This is a genomic window from Streptomyces sp. NPDC047072, assembly GCF_040643855.1.
Lineage (GTDB): Bacteria > Actinomycetota > Actinomycetes > Streptomycetales > Streptomycetaceae > Streptomyces.
In genome coordinates this window covers 1-19,328 of the sequence record NZ_JBEYVC010000203.1, presented here as the reverse complement: position 1 = coordinate 19,328, position 19,328 = coordinate 1, and the positions used below count along the sequence as shown (strand labels likewise).

General features: G+C 71.9%; 24 protein-coding genes. 12 read left to right on the top strand and 12 right to left on the bottom strand.

The genetic code is table 11. The features are described 5' to 3' along the window. Both ABZ896_RS45980 and ABZ896_RS45975 read right to left on the bottom strand, forming a co-directional pair. Positions 1-187, bottom strand: a 187-nt coding sequence (locus tag ABZ896_RS45980; protein ID WP_360943032.1) for a hypothetical protein, incomplete at its 3' end; no start/stop codon positions are given. Positions 188-217: 30 nt separating this feature from the next. Next, positions 218-1,099 carry a Gfo/Idh/MocA family oxidoreductase gene (locus ABZ896_RS45975; RefSeq protein WP_360943029.1) on the bottom strand — a complete coding sequence of 294 codons (882 nt, stop codon included), beginning with the start codon at positions 1,097-1,099 and terminating at the stop codon, positions 218-220. Positions 1,100-1,381: 282 nt separating this feature from the next. Here ABZ896_RS45975 and ABZ896_RS45970 point away from each other — a divergent pair, with 282 nt between their 5' ends. Continuing rightward, positions 1,382-2,239 (top strand): aldo/keto reductase, encoded by an 858-nt coding sequence (locus ABZ896_RS45970; RefSeq protein ID WP_360943026.1) that lies wholly within the window; start codon positions 1,382-1,384, stop codon positions 2,237-2,239. Positions 2,240-2,330: 91 nt separating this feature from the next. Continuing rightward, positions 2,331-3,149: an SAM-dependent methyltransferase gene (locus ABZ896_RS45965; RefSeq protein ID WP_360943023.1), complete on the top strand. Its 819-nt coding sequence runs from the start codon at positions 2,331-2,333 to the stop codon at positions 3,147-3,149. Between the two features lie 62 nt (positions 3,150-3,211). Here the strand turns inward: ABZ896_RS45965 and ABZ896_RS45960 are convergent, their stop codons facing one another. After that, positions 3,212-4,129: a helix-turn-helix transcriptional regulator gene (locus ABZ896_RS45960; RefSeq protein ID WP_360943020.1), complete on the bottom strand. Its 918-nt coding sequence runs from the start codon at positions 4,127-4,129 to the stop codon at positions 3,212-3,214. A 147-nt stretch (positions 4,130-4,276) separates the two neighbouring features. Continuing rightward, positions 4,277-4,504, bottom strand: coding sequence for a DUF397 domain-containing protein (locus ABZ896_RS45955; RefSeq protein WP_360943017.1), 228 nt, complete (start codon positions 4,502-4,504; stop codon positions 4,277-4,279). Between the two features lie 338 nt (positions 4,505-4,842). Between ABZ896_RS45955 and ABZ896_RS45950 the strand changes: the two genes are divergently transcribed. The 4 genes from ABZ896_RS45950 to ABZ896_RS45935 all read left to right on the top strand — a co-directional run bounded on the left by ABZ896_RS45950 (position 4,843) and on the right by ABZ896_RS45935 (position 8,545). Then, the gene (locus tag ABZ896_RS45950) at positions 4,843-5,262 is read left to right on the top strand and encodes an ATP-binding protein (protein WP_360943038.1); all 420 of its coding nucleotides are present in this window, start codon (positions 4,843-4,845) and stop codon (positions 5,260-5,262) included. Positions 5,263-5,289: 27 nt separating this feature from the next. After that, on the top strand, positions 5,290-5,832 hold the full coding sequence (locus tag ABZ896_RS45945; RefSeq protein WP_360943014.1) for a hypothetical protein: 543 nt from the start codon (positions 5,290-5,292) through the stop codon (positions 5,830-5,832). A gap of 88 nt (positions 5,833-5,920) precedes the next feature. Then, on the top strand, positions 5,921-7,687 hold the full coding sequence (locus ABZ896_RS45940; RefSeq protein ID WP_360943011.1) for an ABC transporter ATP-binding protein: 1,767 nt from the start codon (positions 5,921-5,923) through the stop codon (positions 7,685-7,687). 3 nt (positions 7,688-7,690) lie between these two features. Then, positions 7,691-8,545 carry an alpha/beta hydrolase gene (locus tag ABZ896_RS45935; RefSeq protein WP_360943008.1) on the top strand — a complete coding sequence of 285 codons (855 nt, stop codon included), beginning with the start codon at positions 7,691-7,693 and terminating at the stop codon, positions 8,543-8,545. Between the two features lie 4 nt (positions 8,546-8,549). On the opposite strand, the gene ABZ896_RS45930 is transcribed toward ABZ896_RS45935, so the two are convergent. Beyond that, a complete protein-coding gene (locus tag ABZ896_RS45930; protein ID WP_360943005.1) occupies positions 8,550-8,891 on the bottom strand; it encodes a hypothetical protein in 342 nt (113 codons plus the stop codon). A 173-nt stretch (positions 8,892-9,064) separates the two neighbouring features. Between ABZ896_RS45930 and ABZ896_RS45925 the strand changes: the two genes are divergently transcribed. After that, a complete protein-coding gene (locus ABZ896_RS45925) occupies positions 9,065-9,307 on the top strand; it encodes a DUF5133 domain-containing protein (RefSeq protein WP_360943002.1) in 243 nt (80 codons plus the stop codon). Between the two features lie 23 nt (positions 9,308-9,330). Here ABZ896_RS45925 and ABZ896_RS45920 read toward each other — a convergent pair whose 3' ends face one another. After that, entirely contained in the window at positions 9,331-10,305 is a 975-nt protein-coding gene (locus tag ABZ896_RS45920; RefSeq protein ID WP_360942999.1) for a helix-turn-helix domain-containing protein, read from the bottom strand. 181 nt (positions 10,306-10,486) lie between these two features. Between ABZ896_RS45920 and ABZ896_RS45915 the strand changes: the two genes are divergently transcribed. Both ABZ896_RS45915 and ABZ896_RS45910 read left to right on the top strand, forming a co-directional pair. Further along, positions 10,487-10,942, top strand: a complete 456-nt coding sequence (locus ABZ896_RS45915) for a DUF2269 family protein (RefSeq protein ID WP_360942996.1) — start codon at positions 10,487-10,489, stop codon at positions 10,940-10,942. 112 nt (positions 10,943-11,054) lie between these two features. After that, positions 11,055-11,267 carry a hypothetical protein gene (locus ABZ896_RS45910; protein WP_360942993.1) on the top strand — a complete coding sequence of 71 codons (213 nt, stop codon included), beginning with the start codon at positions 11,055-11,057 and terminating at the stop codon, positions 11,265-11,267. Between the two features lie 12 nt (positions 11,268-11,279). On the opposite strand, the gene tgmB is transcribed toward ABZ896_RS45910, so the two are convergent. The 3 genes from tgmB to ABZ896_RS45895 form a co-directional block, all read right to left on the bottom strand. Further along, a complete protein-coding gene (tgmB, locus tag ABZ896_RS45905; protein WP_360942990.1) occupies positions 11,280-12,257 on the bottom strand; it encodes an ATP-grasp ribosomal peptide maturase in 978 nt (325 codons plus the stop codon). Between the two features lie 17 nt (positions 12,258-12,274). Beyond that, positions 12,275-12,466, bottom strand: coding sequence for a putative ATP-grasp-modified RiPP (gene tgmA, locus ABZ896_RS45900; RefSeq protein WP_360942987.1), 192 nt, complete (start codon positions 12,464-12,466; stop codon positions 12,275-12,277). A gap of 131 nt (positions 12,467-12,597) precedes the next feature. Then, entirely contained in the window at positions 12,598-12,915 is a 318-nt protein-coding gene (locus tag ABZ896_RS45895; RefSeq protein WP_360942984.1) for a YkvA family protein, read from the bottom strand. 213 nt (positions 12,916-13,128) lie between these two features. On the opposite strand from ABZ896_RS45895, the gene ABZ896_RS45890 reads away from it, so the two are divergent. Then, entirely contained in the window at positions 13,129-14,205 is a 1,077-nt protein-coding gene (locus tag ABZ896_RS45890; RefSeq protein ID WP_360942981.1) for a hypothetical protein, read from the top strand. A gap of 157 nt (positions 14,206-14,362) precedes the next feature. Here the strand turns inward: ABZ896_RS45890 and ABZ896_RS45885 are convergent, their stop codons facing one another. After that, on the bottom strand, positions 14,363-15,481 hold the full coding sequence (locus ABZ896_RS45885) for a hypothetical protein (protein WP_360942978.1): 1,119 nt from the start codon (positions 15,479-15,481) through the stop codon (positions 14,363-14,365). A 334-nt stretch (positions 15,482-15,815) separates the two neighbouring features. Between ABZ896_RS45885 and ABZ896_RS45880 the strand changes: the two genes are divergently transcribed. Beyond that, complete coding sequence (locus ABZ896_RS45880; RefSeq protein WP_360943035.1) at positions 15,816-16,196, top strand: PadR family transcriptional regulator; 381 nt, start codon at positions 15,816-15,818, stop codon at positions 16,194-16,196. Beyond that, positions 16,193-17,209 (top strand): hypothetical protein, encoded by a 1,017-nt coding sequence (locus ABZ896_RS45875; RefSeq protein WP_360942975.1) that lies wholly within the window; start codon positions 16,193-16,195, stop codon positions 17,207-17,209. Before ABZ896_RS45880 ends, ABZ896_RS45875 begins: the two co-directional genes overlap by 4 nt. Here the strand turns inward: ABZ896_RS45875 and ABZ896_RS45870 are convergent. Continuing rightward, positions 17,193-17,684 (bottom strand): lamin tail domain-containing protein, encoded by a 492-nt coding sequence (locus ABZ896_RS45870; protein WP_360942970.1) that lies wholly within the window; start codon positions 17,682-17,684, stop codon positions 17,193-17,195. The genes ABZ896_RS45875 and ABZ896_RS45870 overlap by 17 nt on opposite strands. Before the next feature lie 83 nt (positions 17,685-17,767). Then, positions 17,768-19,144, bottom strand: coding sequence for a glycoside hydrolase family 43 protein (locus tag ABZ896_RS45865; protein ID WP_360942967.1), 1,377 nt, complete (start codon positions 19,142-19,144; stop codon positions 17,768-17,770). Positions 19,145-19,328: the final 184 nt, after the last annotated feature.

Below are 19,328 nucleotides of genomic sequence, written 5' to 3'. Positions count from 1 at the left end.
AGCGCATCTGGTAGATGAAGTTGTGGCTGTAGATCGCGCCGCTGGTCGACCAGGTCCGCTCGGCCGGGGCGTGGCGCCCCTGGAGTCGGCGCTGCGCGACTGGCACAGCCGTCTCGCGGCCCGTGGCCGTGCCCTGCTCACGGGGGCAGCGGCGCTGGACGCGTATCTCGACGGCTGCCAGGGCCACGGGTAGGAGCAGTGAGGGCGCAGTAGAGGCTCAGGCGCCCAGTAGTCCCTCCGCCGTCACCAGGATCTCCGTGACCCGCAGGGCGAACGCCGCGTCGCAGGGGTGGGCCCGGCCGGTGTCCGCGGCGGCGAGCAGCGCGTCGAGGGCGTGCCGCACCGCCGTGTCGAGGTCCTCGGGGGACTCCGGGAGTGAGGTCACCCCGTGCGCGCCCCGCAGTTCGACGCCCGCCCCCGCGGCCTCCTCCGGCGCGGTGAGGCTCAGCGTCAGGGTGCTGGACGCGCCGCCCGCGTGCCGGAGCACCAGGTGGGCGGTGTCCCCGGGGCCGTGCGCGGCCGCCGCGACCTTCTCGACGTCGCCGAGCACCGGCAGCAGTACCGACAGGGCGTGCGGGCCCACGTCCCACAGGGCGCCCTTCTCACGCCGCCAGGGAGAGTCGGCGAACGGGCTGTCGGCGCCGCTGAACACCGACCCCAGCCACTCGGCCCGCGCCGTGAACCAGCCGCCCGCGTCGGCCTGTTCGCCGATCCACGCCTGCGTCTCCGTGAAGAAGCGCGTCGTGAAGAACACCACCGATGCGACCCCGGTTTCCCGCGTGGCATCGACCACCGCACGGCCCTGCTCGACCGTCGTGGCGAGCGGCTTGTCCAGCAGCAGATGGCGCCCCGCCCGTGCCGCCCGCGCGGCGAGCTCGGCCTGAACGCCCGGTGGCAGGGCGACCGCGACGGCGTCCACGTCCGCGATGAGGGCGTCGACGTCGTCGTACGCGCGCGTGCCGTGCTCGTCGGCCAGCTCCTTGGCGGCCTCCGGGCGACGACCCCACACCCCGACGAAGTCCAGATCCGGGTGCCCGCTCAGGGCGGGAGCATGGGCGATGCGGGCCCAGGGGCCGGTGCCGAGCAGTCCGATACGCATACCGCCGCCTCTCTGGCTGAAGCTCAGGACGACCGGCCGCTGATCACGGCCCGGTCGAGCCGAGGGTGTCACAAGGAGCTGGCCACGGCGCAACCGCGGTCCCACGGCCGTGATTCAGTGCCCGCGTCACTGAATCCGTTCTCATTCTTCTATTGGACCTTCGGCCGTGCGGACGGCCAGGCTGGGACGAGCCGGTGCCGCCGTCCACCCCCGTGCGGCGGCGCCGTGCCACCCGGTTCCGCGTGACAGCCGAACGAGACAGCCGAAAGAGGTCCACCACCCATGCACACCCGCCGCATCGGTGACGTCGACGTCAGCCCGATCGGACTGGGCGCGATGCCCATGTCGATCGAGGGACGGCCGGACGAGGCACGGTCGATCGCCACCCTCCACGCCGCGCTCGACGCCGGTGTCACCCTCGTCGACACCGCCGACGCCTACCACCGGGACGCCGACGAGGTCGGCCACAACGAGACCCTGATCGCCAAGGCGCTCTCCTCCCACGACCGGGGCGCGGACGTCCTGGTCGCGACGAAGGGCGGCCATCTGCGTCCCGGCGACGGCAGTTGGACGCTGGACGGCAGCCCCCGTCACCTCAAGGAGGCATGCGAGGCCTCCCTCGGCCGCCTGGGCGTGGAGGCCATCGGCCTCTACCAGTTCCACCGGCCCGACCCGCGGGTCCCCTACGAGGAGTCCGTCGGTGCCGTGCGGGACCTCCTCGACGAGGGCAAGATCCGCATGGCGGGCATCTCCAACGCCAACCCCGAGCAGATCAGGGCGGCGAACGAGATCCTCGGCGGCCGGCTGGTCTCCGTGCAGAACCAGTTCTCGCCGGCCTTCCGCTCCAGCGAGCCGGAACTGCGCCTGTGCGACGAACTCGGTGTCGCGTTCCTGCCCTGGAGTCCGCTCGGCGGTATCTCCCGCGCGGGCGAACTGGGCTCGGCGCACGGCGCGTTCGCCCGTATCGCCGAGGCGCACGGGGTGAGCCCGCAGCGGGTGTGCCTGGCCTGGATGCTCGCCAAGTCCCCGGTCGTCGTCCCGATCCCCGGCGCGAGCCGCCCGGAGACCATCCGCGACTCGGTCGCCGCCGCGGAACTCCGGCTGAGCGAGCAGGAGATCGCGGAACTGGACGCCGCCTGATCCAGATGTGGACTGGCACCGGCGATCGTCCGGTCTCTAGGATGGACTCCCTGTCCTGCCAGGTCAGTTGGCGGCATTAGCTGGGGGAAAGATGAGCACCGGTAAGAAGCTGTCCACGCAGATCGACGCGTCCGTGCCCACGGCCGCGCGGATGTACGACCACTATCTGGGCGGCAAGGACAACTACGCGGCGGACCGGGCCGCGTGCGAGGAACTCGACAAGGTCGTCCCCAGTACCCGCCGCCTCGCGGTGAACAACCGCCGCTTCCTCCAGCGGGTCGTCAGGACGCTGGCGGCCGAGCACGGCATCCGGCAGTTCCTGGACCACGGATCCGGCCTGCCCACCCAGGACAACGTCCACCAGGTCGCCCAGCGCATCGACCCCACCTCGCACGTCGTCTACGTCGACAACGACCCGATGGTGCTGGTCCACGGCCGGGCGCTGCTCGAACAGGACGAGCGGACGACCGTGATCCACGCGGACATGCGGGAGACCGAGGCGATCTTCGGGCACGAGGACACCCGGCGGCTGATCGACTTCTCGCAGCCGGTCGCCGTCCTGTTCAACTCGGTCATGCACTGCATCCCCGACAGCGAGACGGACGGCCCGCCGGCCCTCGTGGAGCGGGTCCGGGAGAAGCTCGCGCCCGGCAGCTTCCTCGTGATGTGCCAGCTCGTCAGCGAGGACCCCGAGGTCCGCGACTTCGTCACCAACTTCATGGACCAGGCGACCCAGGGCCACTGGGGCCGCGTCCGCGAGCCCAAGGACGTCGCCGCCTGGTTCGACGGCCTGGAGATCCTCGACCCCGGCCTGGTCGAAGTCTCCACCTGGCGCCCCGACTCCGAGGTCGCCCCCCGCCAACTCACCCACGAGTGGATCGAGTTCGGCGGCGTCGCCCGCCTTCCGTAGGCGCCCGTAAACGCCGACGCCCTCGACCGGATCACGGAGATCCCGCCGAGGGCGTCCTCGTCTCACGCGCCGTAGCGCTGCTCCATGGTCTGCTTCAACAGCCGCAGGGAGTCGCGCGGTTCGAGCGCGTCGTCCGCCAGGCGGTCCAGGGCGAGGCGGTACTCCTCCGTCTCGTCGCGGTCCTCCAGGAAGTTGGCGCTCTTGATGTGCTCCAGGTAGACGACGTCCGGCAGGTCGAGGCCGCCAAAGCGGAGATACGTGATCGGGATGGCCGGGGCGGAGGCGTTGGTGACGTCCAACGGGACGACCTGCACGGTCACGTTGGGGCGCTGGGCCATCGCGATCAGGTGGGCGAGCTGCTCGCGCATGACCTCCCTGCTGCCCAGTACGCGCAGCAGGACGGACTCGTCGACGACCGCCCACAGCTGCGGGGCGTCCGCGCGCAGCAGCAACTCCGCGCGCCGCGTGCGCAGTTCGACCCGGCGCGCCACCTCGGTCGCGGCCGCCGTCGGCAGCCCCCGCTCCACCACCGCACGGGTGTAGGCGGGAGTCTGGAGCAGCCCCGGGACGTACTGGATCTCGAAGGTACGGATCGCGGCGGCCGCCTCCTGCAGCCCGACCAGCCGGTCGAACCACTCCGGCATCAGCCGCTTGTCGTACCGCTGCCACCAGCCCGGCTCACCGGCCCGCCGCAACAGCTTGACCAGCACCGAGGCCTCGTACTCCTCGGTGCCGTACAGGTCGAGGAGGGCGCGCACATCGGTCTCGGTGGGAGGCCTGCGGCCCTTGCCCGACTCGATGCGCGACAGTTTCGCCGGGCTGAACCCCAGCGCCCGCGCCGCCTGGTCCTGGGCGAGCCCCGCGTCCTCGCGGAAACCCGCCAACTGGACGCCGACGAGCATCTTCAGGAGCGTGGGGGCCGGTTCCGCCCGGTCCAGATACGGCTCGAGGCGCGAGATGCGGTGCGACGAGGCAGACATCCGGGCTCCCAGTAACCGACACAGAGACGACTCACACTATCGCACTCCGTGAGCCCGCAGCGCATCTCCGCGGACAAGCCCGCGGCAGAAGGGGAGTTGGGCCCACACTCGCACCCGACGTCCGAATCTCCACCCGTCGTCCGCACCTCACAGGAGGTGGTCGAACTCGCCCTCCTTCGCCCCGGCGACGAACGCCGCGACCTCGGCCGGTGTGTAGACCAGCGCGGGGCCGTCGGGATCACGGGAGTTGCGTACCGCTATACCCCCGCCGACCAGTGTGGCCACTTCGACGCAGTTGCCCTCGGCGTTGCTGTGGCGGCTCTTGACCCAGCGGGCGTCAAGAGAACTCGCCCGTACTCCGTTCTGCACTGGCACCGCAGTCTCCTTGCCTTTCACGTTCTTCGCCGGGAGTCGTATCCGGCCGTCCCGGTGCGGCGGGGCGCGCATCCACAGCCCCTGCCGCCCCACCCGTCGGTCGCGCAATTTCTCGTGCAATTGCACGCGGGCGCTTTCTGCGTGGATAATAGCTCCGGCGTCAACCCCCGCGGTTGCGCCCTGCCTTGACGTCGCATCAAGGAGATGCCGTGTCATCACCTGCGGACCACGCGCTCCGGCCGCCGAACCCGGCTGCCGCGGGAGCGAGCGGCGCGGACCTGACCGGCACGCCCCCGCGGCGTCCGCTCCGGGCCGACGTCCAGGAGCGCTGGGCCGCCGTGCCCGACTCCGCCGCATTGCTCGTCGGCTGTGACGCCGAGGGGTTCGCCCGAGCCCGCACCTTCACCCGTGACACCCTGCGCAGCTGGTCCCTGGACCACCGCAGCGACGACGCGGCCCTGGTGATCACGGAACTGGCGGCCAACGCCGTGGCCCACGCGGTGCCCCGGCCCGCGGCGGGCGGCGAGGCCGAGGTGTGGCTCGGGCTGATCCTGGACCCGGCCCATCTGCTGCTCACGGTCTCCGACTGTGGCGACGAACCGCCCCGCTGCAAGCCCGCCGACCTCACGGCCCTGCCGGAGAACGGCCGGGGGCTGTTCATCGTCGACGCCCTGGCCGAGGAGTGGGGCTGGACCCTGCGGCCACCGGCCGGCAAGACGGTCTGGGCCAAGCTGTCGGCCGCCCCTCCTCCTCCCTGAATGACCGCTGCGGAAAGGTCTCACGTCATGCGCACCGCTCCGGACCAGCCGAGCAACGAGCGCACCAGTCGCCCCGTACCGACGACCGGAGTGGCACGCACCACGCCCCTCGTGTCGCTGGGCCGGATCCCCTGGGGTGAGATCCAGGACTCCACCGGCTGCGCGGCGGCCATCCCGCTGCTCCTGAACAGCGTCGCCTGGGGGGACCCGGACACCGCCAGCGCCGCCCTCGGCGACCTGCGCAAGCGGATCTGCCAGTACGGCTTCGTCGTCGAACAGGCCACCGCCGCGACCGTCCCCTTCCTGTGGGAGCTGGCCCAACTGCCCCAGGTCTCCTGCCGGGCGCAGATCATCCAGCTGCTGCGGAGTATCGCCGGCGCCCGCCAGTGGGAGAGCACGGCGGCCGTCTACCCCAAGCTCCTCAACCACCGTGAGAACCCCGTGGTGTGGGAGCGCCAGGCCCGCCAGGCGGTCCGCGCCCGCAGCGGTGTCCTACGGCGGCTGATGGACGAGGACGACACCGAGATCGCCCGCGCCACCTCGGAGCTCGCCCGCACTCTGGACGAGTGAGATCCGGCCGCGTCGACGGGTGTACTCCTGGTCGCGGGAGGGCAGAGAGCGCTTGCCCTCGATCCGGAAACCTGGAGGACCACCGACGATGGCACTGTCGCCGGCGAGACCGCTCGACCACCGCTACCGGGACGAACACCCGGTCCGCACCCTCGCCTTCCTGTTCCGCGCCGACCGCCGCCGACTGGCCGCGGCCGTCGTGGTGTTCACCGTCAAGCACAGCCCGATCTGGCTGCTGCCCCTGATCACCGCGTCCATCATCGACACCGTCGTCCAGCACCAGCCGGTCTCCCGGCTCTGGACGAGCACCGGCGTCATCCTCTTCATCCTGCTCATCAACTACCCGCTGCACGTCCTCTACGTCCGCCTCCTGTACGGCAGCGTCCGCCGCATGGGCACCGCCCTGCGCTCCGCGCTGTGCACCCGCATGCAGCAGCTGTCCATCGGCTACCACTCCCGCGTCAGCGCCGGTGTGCTCCAGGCCAAGGTGGTCCGGGACGTCGAGACCGTCGAGCAGATGGTCCAGCAGACCGCCGAGACCGGCCTCGGCGCGATCACGGTCCTGGTCGGCGGACTGGTCATCATCGGCGTACGGACACCGGAGTTCGTGCCCGTCTTCCTCGTCGTCGTGCCCGCCGCCGCGCTCGTCGTGGCGCGCCTGAGGGCCCGGCTGCGCACCCACAACGAGCACTTCCGGCACGAGGTCGAGACCCTCTCCACCCGGGTCACGGAGATGACCCGGCTCATCCCGGTCACCCGCGCCCACGGCCTGGAGGGCAAGGCGCTGCGCCGCATGGACGGCACCCTGCGCCGCCTGCTCACCTCCGGCAACCGCCTCGACCTGGTCAACGGCCGCTTCGGCTCCCTTGCCTGGGTCGTCCTCAACGTCGTCGGCGTGCTCGTCCTCGCCGGGGCCGCGCTGCTGTCGTACTACGGCACCTGGGGCGTGAGCGCCGGTGACGTCGTGATGCTGAGCGCCTTCCTGACCACGCTCACCAACTCCACGACGACCCTCGCCGGGCTCGCCCCGGTCATCACCAAGGGCCTGGAGTCGGTGCGTTCGGTCGGCGAGGTCCTCCAGGCGCCCGAACTGGAGGACAACGAGGGCAAGGCCGAGGTCACCTCGGTACGCGGGGCGGTCGCTTTCGAGGGGGTCGGCCATACCTACGACGGCGGCCGGGCCGCCGTACGCGACTTCACCCTGTCCGTGCCGCCGGGGGAGACCATCGCCCTGGTCGGCGCGTCCGGCGCGGGCAAGTCCACCGTCCTCAACCTCGTCGTCGGCCTCATCCGGCCCACCTCGGGGCGGCTGCTGCTCGACGGCACCGACATGAACACCCTGGACCTGCGCACCTACCGGCGCTTCGTGTCGGTCGTACCGCAGGAGTCCGTCCTGTTCGACGGCAGCATCCGGGAGAACGTCGCCTACGGCATGGACGAGGCCGACGAGGAGACGGTACGGGCCGCCCTGCGCGACGCCAACGCGCTGGAGTTCGTCGACCGGCTGCCGCAGGGCCTGGACACCCGGGTCGGCGAACGCGGCGCCCGGCTGTCCGGCGGGCAGCGGCAGCGCCTGGCCATCGCCCGCGCCCTGATCCGCGACCCCCGCGTCCTCGTCCTCGACGAGGCGACCTCCGCGCTGGACACCCACTCCGAGGTGCTCGTGCAGGAGGCGCTCGCCCGGCTGCTGCACGGCCGTACGACGTTCGTGGTGGCGCACCGGCTCTCCACCGTGCGCGGCGCCGACCGGATCGTGGTCATGGGCGAGGGCCGCATCCTGGAGACCGGCACGCACGACGAACTCCTGCGCCGCGGCGGGGCGTACAGCGCGCTGCACGCGGGACAGGTCGCCTGAGCCGTGGAAGGTCTCGCGCCGGTCGACGACGGCGCGCGGTTGTGGTGGTCGGCGCTCGGGGACACCACCCGGCGCCCGGCCGTGGTCCTCCTGCACGGCGGTCCGGGGCTGCCGGACTATCTGGGCGAGGTCGCCCCCATGGTCGCGGACCTCGCCCCCGTCTACCGGTACGACCAGCGCGGCACCGGCCGCTCCCCGTGGCAGGGCCGCCACTCCCTCGCCCGCCATGTCGACGACCTCGCCGGACTGCTCGACACGTGGGAGGTGCCCGAGGCCGTACTGATCGGGCACTCCTACGGCACCGATCTGGCGAGCCGGTTCTGTCTGCGGTACCCGGACCGGGTCGCCGCGGCCCTGCTCATGTGCGGGCCGTTCACCGGTGACTGGCGCACCGGGGACCGCGCCGAGCGCGACCGCCGTACGACCGCGGCCCAGCGGGCGCGGCTGCGCGCGCTGGAGGAGTTGCCGCAGCGCACGGAGGAGCAGGAGGTCGAACTGCTCACCCTGGCCTGGTGCACCGACCACGCCGAACCCGGGCGCGGACGGGAATGGGCGGCCCGTGCGGCCCGGCTGCGGCGCCCGGTCAACTGGGCCATGAACGCCGAACTCGGCCGGGAAGGACGCGCGGACCCGCTCGACGACCACCTCGCCGAGCTGGACACGCGGCTGCCCGCGCGAACGGAACTCCTGTGCGGGGCGGCCGATCCCCGTCCGGCGGCGGCACTCGAAGCGCTCGCGCTCCGGCTCGGCCGCCCCCTCACCACGATCGAGGACGCGGGACACGAACCCTGGCTGGAGCGGCCCGACGCCGTACGCGGCCACCTGCGGAGGTTCGTGCGGGGCGCCCTGGACGCGTGAGGTGCTATGCGGCGCTGCTGCGGGGCACCCGCCGGGGACAGCTCGTGTCGTGGTCGGTGCCGCAACTCGTCCACCAGCGTTCGCAGCACGCGGTGTCGAGTTCGCCGCGCACGATGTGGTCGGCGGTCTCGGCGCCCGCCGCCCGCCGTTCCAGTTCGGCCATCCACCGCCGCTGGTCGCGGATCACGCTCTCGCGCACGACGGCGATGACCGGGACCAGACTCGTGGCGGCGAACAGACACGCGGCCCAGACCGGCCCGTGGCGCAGTTCCAGGACCGCGGTCCAGGCAAGACCGGTGCTCGTGGCGATGTAGAGGGCACTGAGAGGGCCGAGAGAGCGGTTCATGGGCGTTTACCGTTCGTGGTGCGAGCGATGCCCTCTGTTCAACGGCTCGCGCGCCCGGGGGAAGCGGGTCCGGGCGTACGGTATTGGGCCAATCGCGTGCCGGGGAGCGGCGTTCGAGGTTGGCCCGGCGGGGACCGGGCATACGGAGCGAAAAATCGAGAGAGGGGCGCTTCGTGCTCGTTCCGGACCCGAAGGCCGTCAGAGGACTGCTGACTCGGTACGCGTCGCTGCGGATCGCTCAGGCCGAGAGGGAGAGGCCGGTGACGGCTCGCGAACTCGACGACGTCACCTACACCTTGTGCGTGATGATGGGCACCACCGACGTCCGGGAGGCGGTCGCCAGGGCGGACACCCTGCTGCTGGACGCCGGACGTACGGACCCCGAGGGGGAGAGCGGACTGCCGCTCGCCGGGTGAGACGACCGTGGTCCGGGCGGCGGTCAGGACAGGACCGCCGCCCGGCCGGAGTCCTGAGCGGAAAAGGCCGCCCGGTACGCCTGCGGGGTGGTGCCGACCACCCGGCGAAAGCGCTCCCGGAACGCCGTCGGGGAGCCGAACCCCGCCTGCCGCGCGATCCGTTCGACCGGGTGGCCGCTGTTCTCCAGCAGGTACTGGGCCCGCCGCACCCGTGCCCGCAGCAGCCACTGCAGGGGCGTGGTGCCGGTCTGCTCCCGGAAACGGCGGCTGAAGGTGCGCTCGCTCATCCCCGAACGGCCGGCCAGCGTCGCGAGCGTGATCTCGTGGGCCAGGTTGTCCTCGATCCACTCCAGCAGCGGCTCCAGCGTCGAACCGCGCGGCACCGGCGGATGGTCGTGCACGATGAACTGCGCCTGTCCGCCCTCCCGTTCGAGGGGCATCACCGACATCCGGGCGGCGTGCGCGGCGACGGCCGACCCGAAGTCCCGGCGGATCATGTGCAGACACATGTCGAGGGCCGCGGCCGCGCCGGCCGAGGTCAGGATCGGGCCGTTGTCCACGTACAGGACGTCCGGCTGCACCTCGACGGCGGGAAACCGTTGTGCGAGTTCCCCGGCGGCCACCCAGTGGGTGGTGGCGCGCAGCCCGTCCAGGAGCCCGGCCTCCGCCAGCACGAACGCGCCCACGCACACCGACGCGATCCGGGTCCCGGCCGCGGCGGCCTCCCGCAGCGCTTCAAGTACCCGCGGGGAGGCGGGCCCGGCGGCGGGGGAGCGGCCCGGCACGATCACCGTGTCCGCCTCCGCGAGGGCTTCCAGCCCCTGGTCGACCTTCAGGGTGAAGCCGCCGTCCGCGCGCACCTCGGGTGATTCCGCGCACAGCCGCACCCGGTAGGCGGGGCGGCCGTCGGGCAGCCGCGTCCAGTCGAAGACCTGCATGGGCGCCGCCATGTCGAACGGCACCACCTCGTCGAGAACCAGGATCGCCACGGAGTGCATGAGGGCACGATAGGCAGGATCCCGCCAACACCGGGAGCCGGGGTGACGGACATACCTGGCTGGCAGACGCTTTGGCGAGAACCCGTTGGAAGCTGTCGTTTCAGCCCCTGTGTGATCATCCGGCGGATTCCTAGGGTGGGCCGGGCACAGCCGACCGCGCCCGAGAAGGACCCGCCACCCCATGACCAAGCTCCTGCTGTCCCTGCACGTCCTCGCCGCCATCGTCGCCGTGGGACCGGTGACGGTCGCGGCCAGCATGTTCCCGCCCGCGGCCCGCCGGGCCCACGAGGACGGGACGGGAGCGGGCACGCTACGGCTGCTGCACCGGATCTGCCGGGTCTACTCGGGCATCGGCGTCGCGGTGCCCGCCCTCGGCGTCGCCACCGGTGCCGCCATGGGCGTCCTGGGCGACGCCTGGCTCACCACGTCCATCGCCCTTACCACCGCGGCCGCCGCGGTCCTGGTCGCCTTCGTCCTGCCCCGCCAGGACGAACTCCTCGAGGAACTGGCCGAGCGGGGCGGCGTCGAGCGCCGGAACACGGCCCGACTGGCCATGTTCACCGGCGTGTTCAACCTGCTGTGGGCCACCGTCACGGTCCTGATGGTCGTCCGCCCCGGCTCCACGACGGGCGCATGAGCCCACGCCGGGCGTCAAGCCCGACGCCGTGATTCGCACGCCGGTGCGTGCGGGCGCCTAGACTCGACGGGTGTGCCCATGCGCGTGGGCCGCGAAACGAAAGGCGCGTTGGGTGTTCCAGGACTCTCCCATCTACGACCGACTCGTCGCCGAGCGCGGCGACGTCCCCACTCAGGCCCGCAGGGAGGCCGAGCGCGTCCGCAGGGAACTGGAGTACGTCATGCGTCCGTTCCAGCCCCTCATGCCGCCGCCCGCCCCCGAGCGTCCCATGTCCCCCGGCAACGGCTGGCAGCCCGCGCTGCCGCCCGCCCCGCGTGCCTACTGACCTGACCCGCCCTCAGTTCACCGCCGTGCTCGCCCCGTTGGCGGACGAGCAGGGCGTCGGGCCCGGCTCGGCCAGCCACTTCGCGATACCGCGGGCGATCGGCTGGCCCGTCTCCACCTCGACGAACCCGAACTGCCCCGACTGGTTGCACTCCAGGAACCACCAGGTCCCGTCCGCGTCCTCCGCGAAGTCGAAGGCCCCGTAGGCCAGTTCGGCCGTCCGCAGATAGGACCGCACCCCTTCCGCGATGCGGGGCGGGACATCGGCGGGACACCAGGGCGAGGTGGGCGGCGCGAACCTGACGTCCACCTCCTCGGCGTCGGCGGCCGCCGCCTTGCGCGCGGCGTGCATCGTCTCGCCGACGACGGTCAGCCGGATGTCCGCCCGCTTGGCCACCCGCCGCTGCAACAGCGTCGGACCGTACGCGACGGCGGCGAAGTCGGTGTCCGGGTCGACCCGGCTGGTCGGCACCGCCCGCGGCGGGTCCTGCGGATGCGCGCCGGAGACCGGCTTGACCACCAGGTCCGGATAGCGCTCGGCGAACTCCCTCGCCGCCTGCGGAAAGGTGGTCACGATCGTGGCCGGCACGGGCAGCCCGCAGCGCTGGGCCAGCCGTAGCTGCCACGGCTTGTGACGGGCCCTCAGGGCCGCGTCGGGATGGTTCATCCACCGGGCGTCGCTGCCGCGGAGCATGCCGTACAACGCCTGCGCGGACTCCTCGGTCAGCCACGCGGAGGGCGCGGCCGCCCGGGCCGCGGGCGTGCCCGGGCGGCGGACCCATATGGAGCGCAGCCCGGACAGACCCACCAGACGGCCCCCCGCCGAGAGATGGCCGCGGAAGCCGCCGTGCACGTACTCCCCGGACAGTGCCACACCTTCGGTGAGATCCGCGGGGTCGAGCCGGACCACCGGTACCCCCAGCGCGTTGAGGTGGACCACGACCATGTCGGCGGTCACATCCTCTTCACAGGTCAGAATCAGAACGGTCATCGATCGGCGGCCTGCGTTCAGTCGTCGAAGTGAGTCTTGGACCCCGCGGTGGAGGTCGTGGTTCCCAGCTCTCTCAGCAGAGCGTGGTCACGGGCGGCGACCCGGCCGTCCATGAGGACGTTCAACTGCATGCCGGAGTCGTAGACGTACGGAGTGGTCGCTTCCAACGTCACTGCCGGGCGTGCGTAGTTGAGCGCGAACGGTTGCATCGTCTCTCCCTCGCCGGTACTGCCTCGTTCCGACGGTCGTCACCCCAAGACGCCGTCCGTCCACCGATTTTCTTCGGCTTCCAGACACTTATACGAATCGAACGGGTGATTGGTTTCCTTACGCTCCGTAATCATTGGCGGTAGGGCTCCTTCCGGTTCTGCTCGTCAAGACGCAGAGCGGCCCGGTCCGCCTGAGCGCCCCGCATGGAGCGCAACGCCAGCAACAGGACGCCGATGTCGTCGAGATACACCGGATCGGGCAGTAGATCGGCGGGGAGCACGAAGTAGAGCAGCGCGCCCCAGAACACCCAGCGGGACCCGGTGGGCAGTCCCGCGCGGCGCAGGTCGCGCCGGGTGCGGACCAGTCGTACGAACAGCACCACGGCCACCGCCAGCACCAGGGCCGCGAGGACCGCGGCGACGACGATCAGCGCAGTGGTCGTATCCACGGGCGACCTCCTTCTCGGGGCGCCGCGCGGCGCACTTCCTGACGGATTCCCGCATACGACGCCCTCAAGACCGGCCGCGAGCCCGCACTCACACCCGTGGCTCACCCGAGTGGCACCACGTCGTGTACCCGCTTACTAATGGGTCACCCTCACCAACGCGGTCGCACGGCGGGGGCGCGCGGGAGCGACCGCACACTGTGTCTGGAGCAGAGCATGACCACCGGCTCGTCCGCAGCCCACCCCCACGACCCCGGCATAGCCGCCGAACCCACCGGCTCTCCCGAACCCGCCGTCTTTCCCGAACCTCCCGTGTCCCCCGAACCTCCCGTGTCTCCCGGGCCGCCCGGCGATCCGGTCGCCGACCTGGTGCGCGCCGCCGTGGCCGACCGTCCCCTGGAGGACGTGGTCCACCTCCTGACCCTGCTGGAACACTCGCCCGAGTACGCGCAGGCCACGGCCGCCGCGCTGCGGTCGGTCGGCGTGGACCGGTCCGTCGAGGACGTCACCCGTCTCGTCGCCCTGCTGACCCGGCCGCCCCGCGACCCGGAAAGCGCCGACGAGGCGATCCGCGCCGCCGCCGAGCACCGGCCCGTCGAGGACGTGACCCGCCTGGTCGCGCTGCTCGACCGGGCCGAAGTGGAGCCGCACTGCCGCGAGGAGGCGGTACGGGCCGCCGCGACCGGCCGGCCGGTCGAGGAACTCGTCGAGATGATCGGGCGGTTGGCGGCGGAACGGACCGCGCCGCCGCCCCTCCGGCACCCCTCCGAAGAGCGGGAGTGGCTCCGGCCCGAGCCGGTGGAGCCCGCCATGCCGCCCCTGCCGCCCGCCCACGCCCCGAAGCCGGCCCGCGCGCCGCGGAAGAGCGGCGGGACACCGGCCTGGCCGGCGCGGCTCGCCGCCCTCGCGCTGCTGGTGTGCGGGTTCCTGTGCTTCCCGGCGCACCGGGACGGCGCATCGCTCCAGGTGTACGGCTTCGCCGTCGGCGTCTCCGCGCTCTGCGTCCTGCTGGCCCTGATGCTGGCTATCCGGCCCGCCGTCTCGCTGCTCATGGCGGCGGTCCTGGTCCCGGCCGGAGTGGCCGCCGGGCAGCTGTTCGGGGGCCGGTTCCGTTCGGCGGGGCTGACCCGGGCGCTGGACCTTCCGCTCGTCCCGGCCTGGGTCGCCGGCACGGCCGGTGTGTGTGCCGCCCTGCTCGCGCTCATGGCGCTGGTCGTCCGCCTGGCGGCACCCGTACCCGAGAGCGTGCTCACGGCCCGCCCGTTGGCCGAGGCGGGAGTCCGGGCGGACTGAGGCAAGGCCCGCCGCGGAGTCGCTCCCGCGGCGGGCCGCCGCCCAATCCCACCGCCTAATCCCGCCGCCCGCTCCCGCCGGCTGCCCTGGGCGTCTCGCCGCCCGCTCTCGGCGCCGGCCCAGGGTCGGGTCGGCGGTCCTCCCCCTCGTCGGCCGTTCAGTCCGGCTGCCGGTCCGCCGCCTCGTCACGCGCCGCGGGGCGCAAGGTCTCCTTCCAGCGGCCGAACGTGCGGCCGAGCTGCTGGAGCGGGGAGCCCGTCTGCGGGTCCCGGGAAGCCGGTTCCAACGGGGCGGGGGCGTTCTGCCGGTAGATCTCCAGCGCCTCGCCCGCCCGCTCGGCGGCCTCCCGGTACAGGTCCCGGGACTTGGTCATGGCCTCCAGCGCCTCGGAGTACATCTGCACCAGCGCACGCTCCCGGGCCAGCTCCTCCTCCATGGTCAGCAGCTGCCACTGCTCGCGCAGCGCGGTGACCGCCTCGCGGCCGCCCTCCGGCAGCGGCTTGGGCAGCCCGGCGAACCGGGTCACGGTCGCGAGCAGCTCGGTCGGCTCCGAGCCGTCCAGGAAGACACTGCGTACGGCGAAGTCCCGGCCGTTGTACCCGGGCGCAACCGGCCTGCCCGGCAGCACCGCGGCGCCGCCCCGCGGCACCTCGACGCCGAAGTCCTTGAGGGCCCAGTTCACCACCGGCAGCTGATGCGGCAGCGCCCGGTGCTCCACCACCCGGTGCCGCAGGCTCGGCGGCAGCATCCCGGCCAGCGGGCGCCGGCCGCGCTGGTCGGTGGTCATCGCCTCGTGGACCACGACGTGCACGGCCCAGCTGGAGCGCACCGCCTGCCGCAGGAGGCGCCGGATGTCCTTCTCGTCCTCGGGCAGCAGGCTCAGCTCGCGCAGCCGCAGCCCGGTGGCCGCGTCGCGGTCCCAGAAGACGTCGGAGGTCCCGGGCCAGAACATGGTCGCGGGGGAGGGCCACATCAGGTCCCACGGCTGCTCCGCCTCGGCCGCCAGCACCCAGTCCTGGCCGCCGCTCGACACGGGGGAGAGCGTCAGCCGCGCCCGCACGGTCACCTCGGCGCCGACCCGCCACCGGGCCTCCAGGACGCGGTCCGGGGTGTCCTCGGTCGCCGCGTGTTCCCGGAAGTCGTCGAGGGTTCCGGCGTCCTTGCGCCGTTGCAGGTTCGCGCGGAGGACGTCCGCCGCGTCGGAGCCGAGATGGCGGCCGTGGGCCAGCCACACCGTGGGAGGAGTCGTACGGTCGTCGCTCGAGGTGCTTGACATGAGTCCATCTGTGAGCCGGGTGCGTGCCAGTGACAAGTATCGTCGCCGCCGCGCCGGCGCTGACCACGGGGGTCCGGCCGGTGTGCGGGGGACAGATCGTCGGAAGCCTGCCCGGACGGGGTCGTGCGCACACGGGGCGCACTGGCTTCGCACCGACCAACCGGCTTTCACGCGTGCCCGGTTCACGCCTCGCCCACCACAATGACCTCTCGAACGGGGCCCGTCCGCCATCCGCATTGGGGCGGGCCCTGTTCGCCGTGCCCCACCGCTTGGGCGTTTCGGCTGGCGGTATATATCGGATGCCGATATATTCTTGTTCATGGCACCGAGGAACATGACACAGGCGGCGTTCTTCGTCCTGACCGCCCTCGCCGATCAGCCGCGGCACGGCTACGGCATCCTCCGCGAGGTCGAGGAGCTGTCCGAGGGCAGCGTGCAGATGCGCGTGGGCACCCTCTACGGCGTCCTCGACCGGCTCACCGCCGACGGACTGATCGTGCTGGACCACGAGGAGGTGCAGCAGGGCCGCTTGAGGCGCTACTACCGCCTCACCGACGGGGGCACGCAGGCGCTGGACGCGGAGGCGGAGCGGCTGGCCGCCGGAGCGAGCGCCGCGAAGAAGCGGATCGCCGAGGGACGCCGTACGTCCGGGGACGCACCCGGCACCACCGACGCGCCCGGCCTGGGCCCCGGACTCGCGGGAGGTCTCGCATGAGCACGCTGCTGGAGGCGCGCTACCGCGCCGTACTGCGCCTGCTGCCCGCCTACTACCGCCGCGAGCGGGAGGAGGAGATGGTCGAGACATACCTGTGGGACGTCGACCGGGAGACCCAGGAGCAGAGCCGTCCCACCCTCGGCGAGGTGGCGAGCGTCCTCGCGCTGGCCGTGCGCAGCAGGCTCGGCGCGGGTGCCGCGCCCCGCCGGTACGCCGTGCTCGGGTCGGCCGTGCGCCTCTTCGCGCTCTTCGCCGTCCTGCTCCAGGCCGCGTCCGCCGTGGTCGACCGGGTGCTGGGACTGACCTGGGCGTCCACCCGCGGCGGGAGCCAGTGGGAGATGTTCACGGACGGCTTCACCGGCCACGGCGTGTGGTCCGGCGTCGGCGCGGTCGCCCAGTGGTTCCTGCCGCTGCTCTGGACGGTCGCCTACTTCGCCCTGCTGCGGGACCACCGCCGCCTCGCCCAGGTGTCGGCGCTCGTCGCGGCCCTGCCGACACTCTGGCCACTGGCCGATCTCTTGGCCCTCGACTTCGCCCCCTCGGACTCGGCCTACGTCGGCGCGGCGGCCGTGCTGGCCTGGTCGTCGGCGGTGGCGCTCTGCGCGGCCCACCACCGCGACGCGCCCCCGGCGACCCTTCCCGCGGGCGCGCCCGGTCTGGTCTTCGCCGCCTGCTGTGTGCTGATGGGCGGCTCGGTCGTGGCACTTCCCGGCGGGGTCGACACCGTCTGGGCGCTCATCACGGGCTACCTCGTGACGAGCCTCGCCTGGCTGGTGTACCGCCTGCGGGGCGGGAGCCGTGCCCCCGCCCCCGGGGAGGCCGCCGCCCTCGCGGCACTGGGCCTGCTCCTGCTGGCGGTCCGCGTCACCGCGGTCTACCCGTGGCTCGACATGCTCCCCGGCGCCCTGCGGGTGGGTGTCCTCGCCCAGGCGGCGGCCCTGGTCGCCCTGACCGCCGCGCTGGCCGTGGTGAGCGGACGCGACCTGCTCGGCCGTGTCAGCCGTGGAACGTGATGTAGCCGTTGCCGTCCCGGTCGTTGGCGCTCTTGGTGTACTTGTGGGTGTCGGCGTGCGCGCCCGAGGGCTTGTAGAGGTAGATCGTGTCCCCGGTGTTGTTCCAGATGAAGTTGCAGTTGTTGCGGTAGACGACGTTGCCCGCGTCGGAGTCGGTCCCCCGGCCGCCGCGCAGCTTCACGTAGTCGCCGGGCTGGAGCGAGTGGCTCTTGGTGAACGTGAACTTGTTGCCGGTCGCGTCCTTCACGACGTAGCCCTTGAGGTTCACGGTCGCGCTCGACGAGTAGTTCTTGATCGTCAGGTACTCCTCGTCGGTGTTGCCGCTCGTGCAGCTGTTGGAGTCCCGGCCGGGAGCGTCGTACTGCACGCCCTTGAGCTTGAGCGCCGACGAGTACTCGGCGGCGTGGGCCGGGACCGCGGCCAGTGCGACGAACGCGCCCGCGGCCGCAACGGCGGCTATGTGTCCTCTGCGCATGGGAAAAGCCCCCCTGTGAAGGTCTGGTGAAGAAGACCTGGAGCGTATACAACACGCCGGGACAAGGGAGCTTTTCGGATGAATCAGTAACCCACTCGGAATGTGGCGTCCTGCTGTTCCGTCGTGGTGGAGATCGGGTCGATGCGCAGGACGTAGTTGGAGTGCCGGATGTAGCGGGTCGGGTTGTTGTACGAGCGGAACGACGCCCAGCTCGCGTCCGCGAGGCCCGCTGTGCGGTAGAAGGTCGCGTCACCGGCGAACGTGGACGTGCCGTCGTTCACGTCGAGCTGGAGCGCGTAGTTGTAGTGCCGCAGATAGCGGGTGGGGTAGTTGACCGACTGGAACGACACCCCGGAGCTGTCGGCGAGGCCGGGGACGAGAGTCCACAGCGAGTCCTTGTACGGCTCGACGGGGTACTCGTCGATCCGGCCCACGTAGTTGGAGTGGCGCACGTAACGGGCCGGGTAGTTGTAGGACTTGAGCCGGTTCCAGGTCGGCGCGCCCCACTTGGTGAGCAGGTTGGTGTACTCGGCCGTGGTGATCGTCGCGATGCCGCAGTGCTTGGAGTTGACCGGCTGGGTGTAGGTCCTCTGGTCCAGCGCGGTCCAGGTGCCGGTGGCCGGGCTGCTCGACTGCCAGGCGTAGAACACGCCGTTGGGGGTGTAGGTGTCGCCCCACAGCCACCAGTTCCCGGTGGTGAGCGACTTGACGACGGTCGGTGCCTCGGTGCCGCCGTGGGCCACGCCCGCGCTGTACTCGGTGAAGCTGCCCGGGTCCAGGGAGGTGGAGCGCGCGGACACCAGGGTCTGGTTCTTCTTGAAGAAGAGGTAGTTGTAGCCGCTCACGCCCACGGCCATGTCGCCGTCGATGACGTCGTAGCCCGGGTCGAAGAAGACCTGCGGGGCCGAGGCGGTCACGAAGTCACTGGTGTAGTTCACCATGATCACGTTGTGGCCGCTGGAGTTCACCGAGGAGTACATGACCGCGTACTGGCCCCGGCCGGCGTCCCAGAACGCCTCCGGCGCCCAGCTGTGGGTCGTCATGTCGTGCAGCTTGAGCCGCCGGTAGCCCGTGAAGGTGCGCAGGTCGGCCGAGTCCCAGACATGGATGTACTGGCTGTTGTAGCTCCAGTCGGTGCCCTTGAGGTCGGTGGCGAGGACCACGAACGTGCCGTCCTGCTTGCGCATGAGGAACGGGTCGCGCAGGCCGAGCGCGCCGGCCGTGGGGGTGACCAGCGGGTTGTTCTGGTTGAGGGGCGTCCAGTTGAGCCCGTCGGGGCTGACGGCCAGGTGCAGGCCGTAGTCGGTGCCGTCGCCGAGGTTGGTCGACTCGGTGAAGTAGACCATCGCGTACGCCGAGTCGGCGGCCTGCGCGGTGCCGGTGCCGAGGGTCAGGGCGAGGGGGACGGCGGCGGACATGCCCAGCAGGGCGCGACGGGACAGGTGGGGGTGTGCGCTCATCTCATTCTCCAAGGTGGCGTGCGGGGGAGCACCTGAAGTGACCGGTATTTCGAACGGAGTTCGGAAAATCGATCAGAAGCTAGAGCCTGGCCATGGGCGCGTCAATCATCCGGTCACGCCTTTGTGGATCCTGTGGGTCCCGGCGGCGCCAGCCCGCGCCCCGCCCCGACCGTCCCCGCAGCGC

What these genes read in the sequence shown, in the direction of transcription:
- ABZ896_RS45885 (WP_360942978.1), bottom strand. Translation starts at nt 15,481, where the DNA reads ATGTCAAGCACCTCGAGCGACGACCGTACGACTCCTCCCACGGTGTGG.
- ABZ896_RS45890 (WP_360942981.1), top strand. Translation starts at nt 13,129, where the DNA reads ATGACCACCGGCTCGTCCGCAGCCCACCCCCACGACCCCGGCATAGCC.
- ABZ896_RS45965 (WP_360943023.1), top strand. Translation starts at nt 2,331, where the DNA reads ATGAGCACCGGTAAGAAGCTGTCCACGCAGATCGACGCGTCCGTGCCC.
- ABZ896_RS45945 (WP_360943014.1), top strand. Translation starts at nt 5,290, where the DNA reads ATGCGCACCGCTCCGGACCAGCCGAGCAACGAGCGCACCAGTCGCCCC.
- ABZ896_RS45865 (WP_360942967.1), bottom strand. Translation starts at nt 19,144, where the DNA reads ATGAGCGCACACCCCCACCTGTCCCGTCGCGCCCTGCTGGGCATGTCC.
- ABZ896_RS45920 (WP_360942999.1), bottom strand. Translation starts at nt 10,305, where the DNA reads ATGCACTCCGTGGCGATCCTGGTTCTCGACGAGGTGGTGCCGTTCGAC.
- ABZ896_RS45975 (WP_360943029.1), bottom strand. Translation starts at nt 1,099, where the DNA reads ATGCGTATCGGACTGCTCGGCACCGGCCCCTGGGCCCGCATCGCCCAT.
- ABZ896_RS45960 (WP_360943020.1), bottom strand. Translation starts at nt 4,129, where the DNA reads ATGTCTGCCTCGTCGCACCGCATCTCGCGCCTCGAGCCGTATCTGGAC.
- ABZ896_RS45940 (WP_360943011.1), top strand. Translation starts at nt 5,921, where the DNA reads ATGGCACTGTCGCCGGCGAGACCGCTCGACCACCGCTACCGGGACGAA.
- ABZ896_RS45915 (WP_360942996.1), top strand. Translation starts at nt 10,487, where the DNA reads ATGACCAAGCTCCTGCTGTCCCTGCACGTCCTCGCCGCCATCGTCGCC.
- ABZ896_RS45930 (WP_360943005.1), bottom strand. Translation starts at nt 8,891, where the DNA reads ATGAACCGCTCTCTCGGCCCTCTCAGTGCCCTCTACATCGCCACGAGC.
- ABZ896_RS45870 (WP_360942970.1), bottom strand. Translation starts at nt 17,684, where the DNA reads ATGCGCAGAGGACACATAGCCGCCGTTGCGGCCGCGGGCGCGTTCGTC.
- ABZ896_RS45880 (WP_360943035.1), top strand. Translation starts at nt 15,816, where the DNA reads ATGACACAGGCGGCGTTCTTCGTCCTGACCGCCCTCGCCGATCAGCCG.
- ABZ896_RS45875 (WP_360942975.1), top strand. Translation starts at nt 16,193, where the DNA reads ATGAGCACGCTGCTGGAGGCGCGCTACCGCGCCGTACTGCGCCTGCTG.
- ABZ896_RS45970 (WP_360943026.1), top strand. Translation starts at nt 1,382, where the DNA reads ATGCACACCCGCCGCATCGGTGACGTCGACGTCAGCCCGATCGGACTG.
- tgmB (WP_360942990.1), bottom strand. Translation starts at nt 12,257, where the DNA reads ATGACCGTTCTGATTCTGACCTGTGAAGAGGATGTGACCGCCGACATG.
- tgmA (WP_360942987.1), bottom strand. Translation starts at nt 12,466, where the DNA reads ATGCAACCGTTCGCGCTCAACTACGCACGCCCGGCAGTGACGTTGGAA.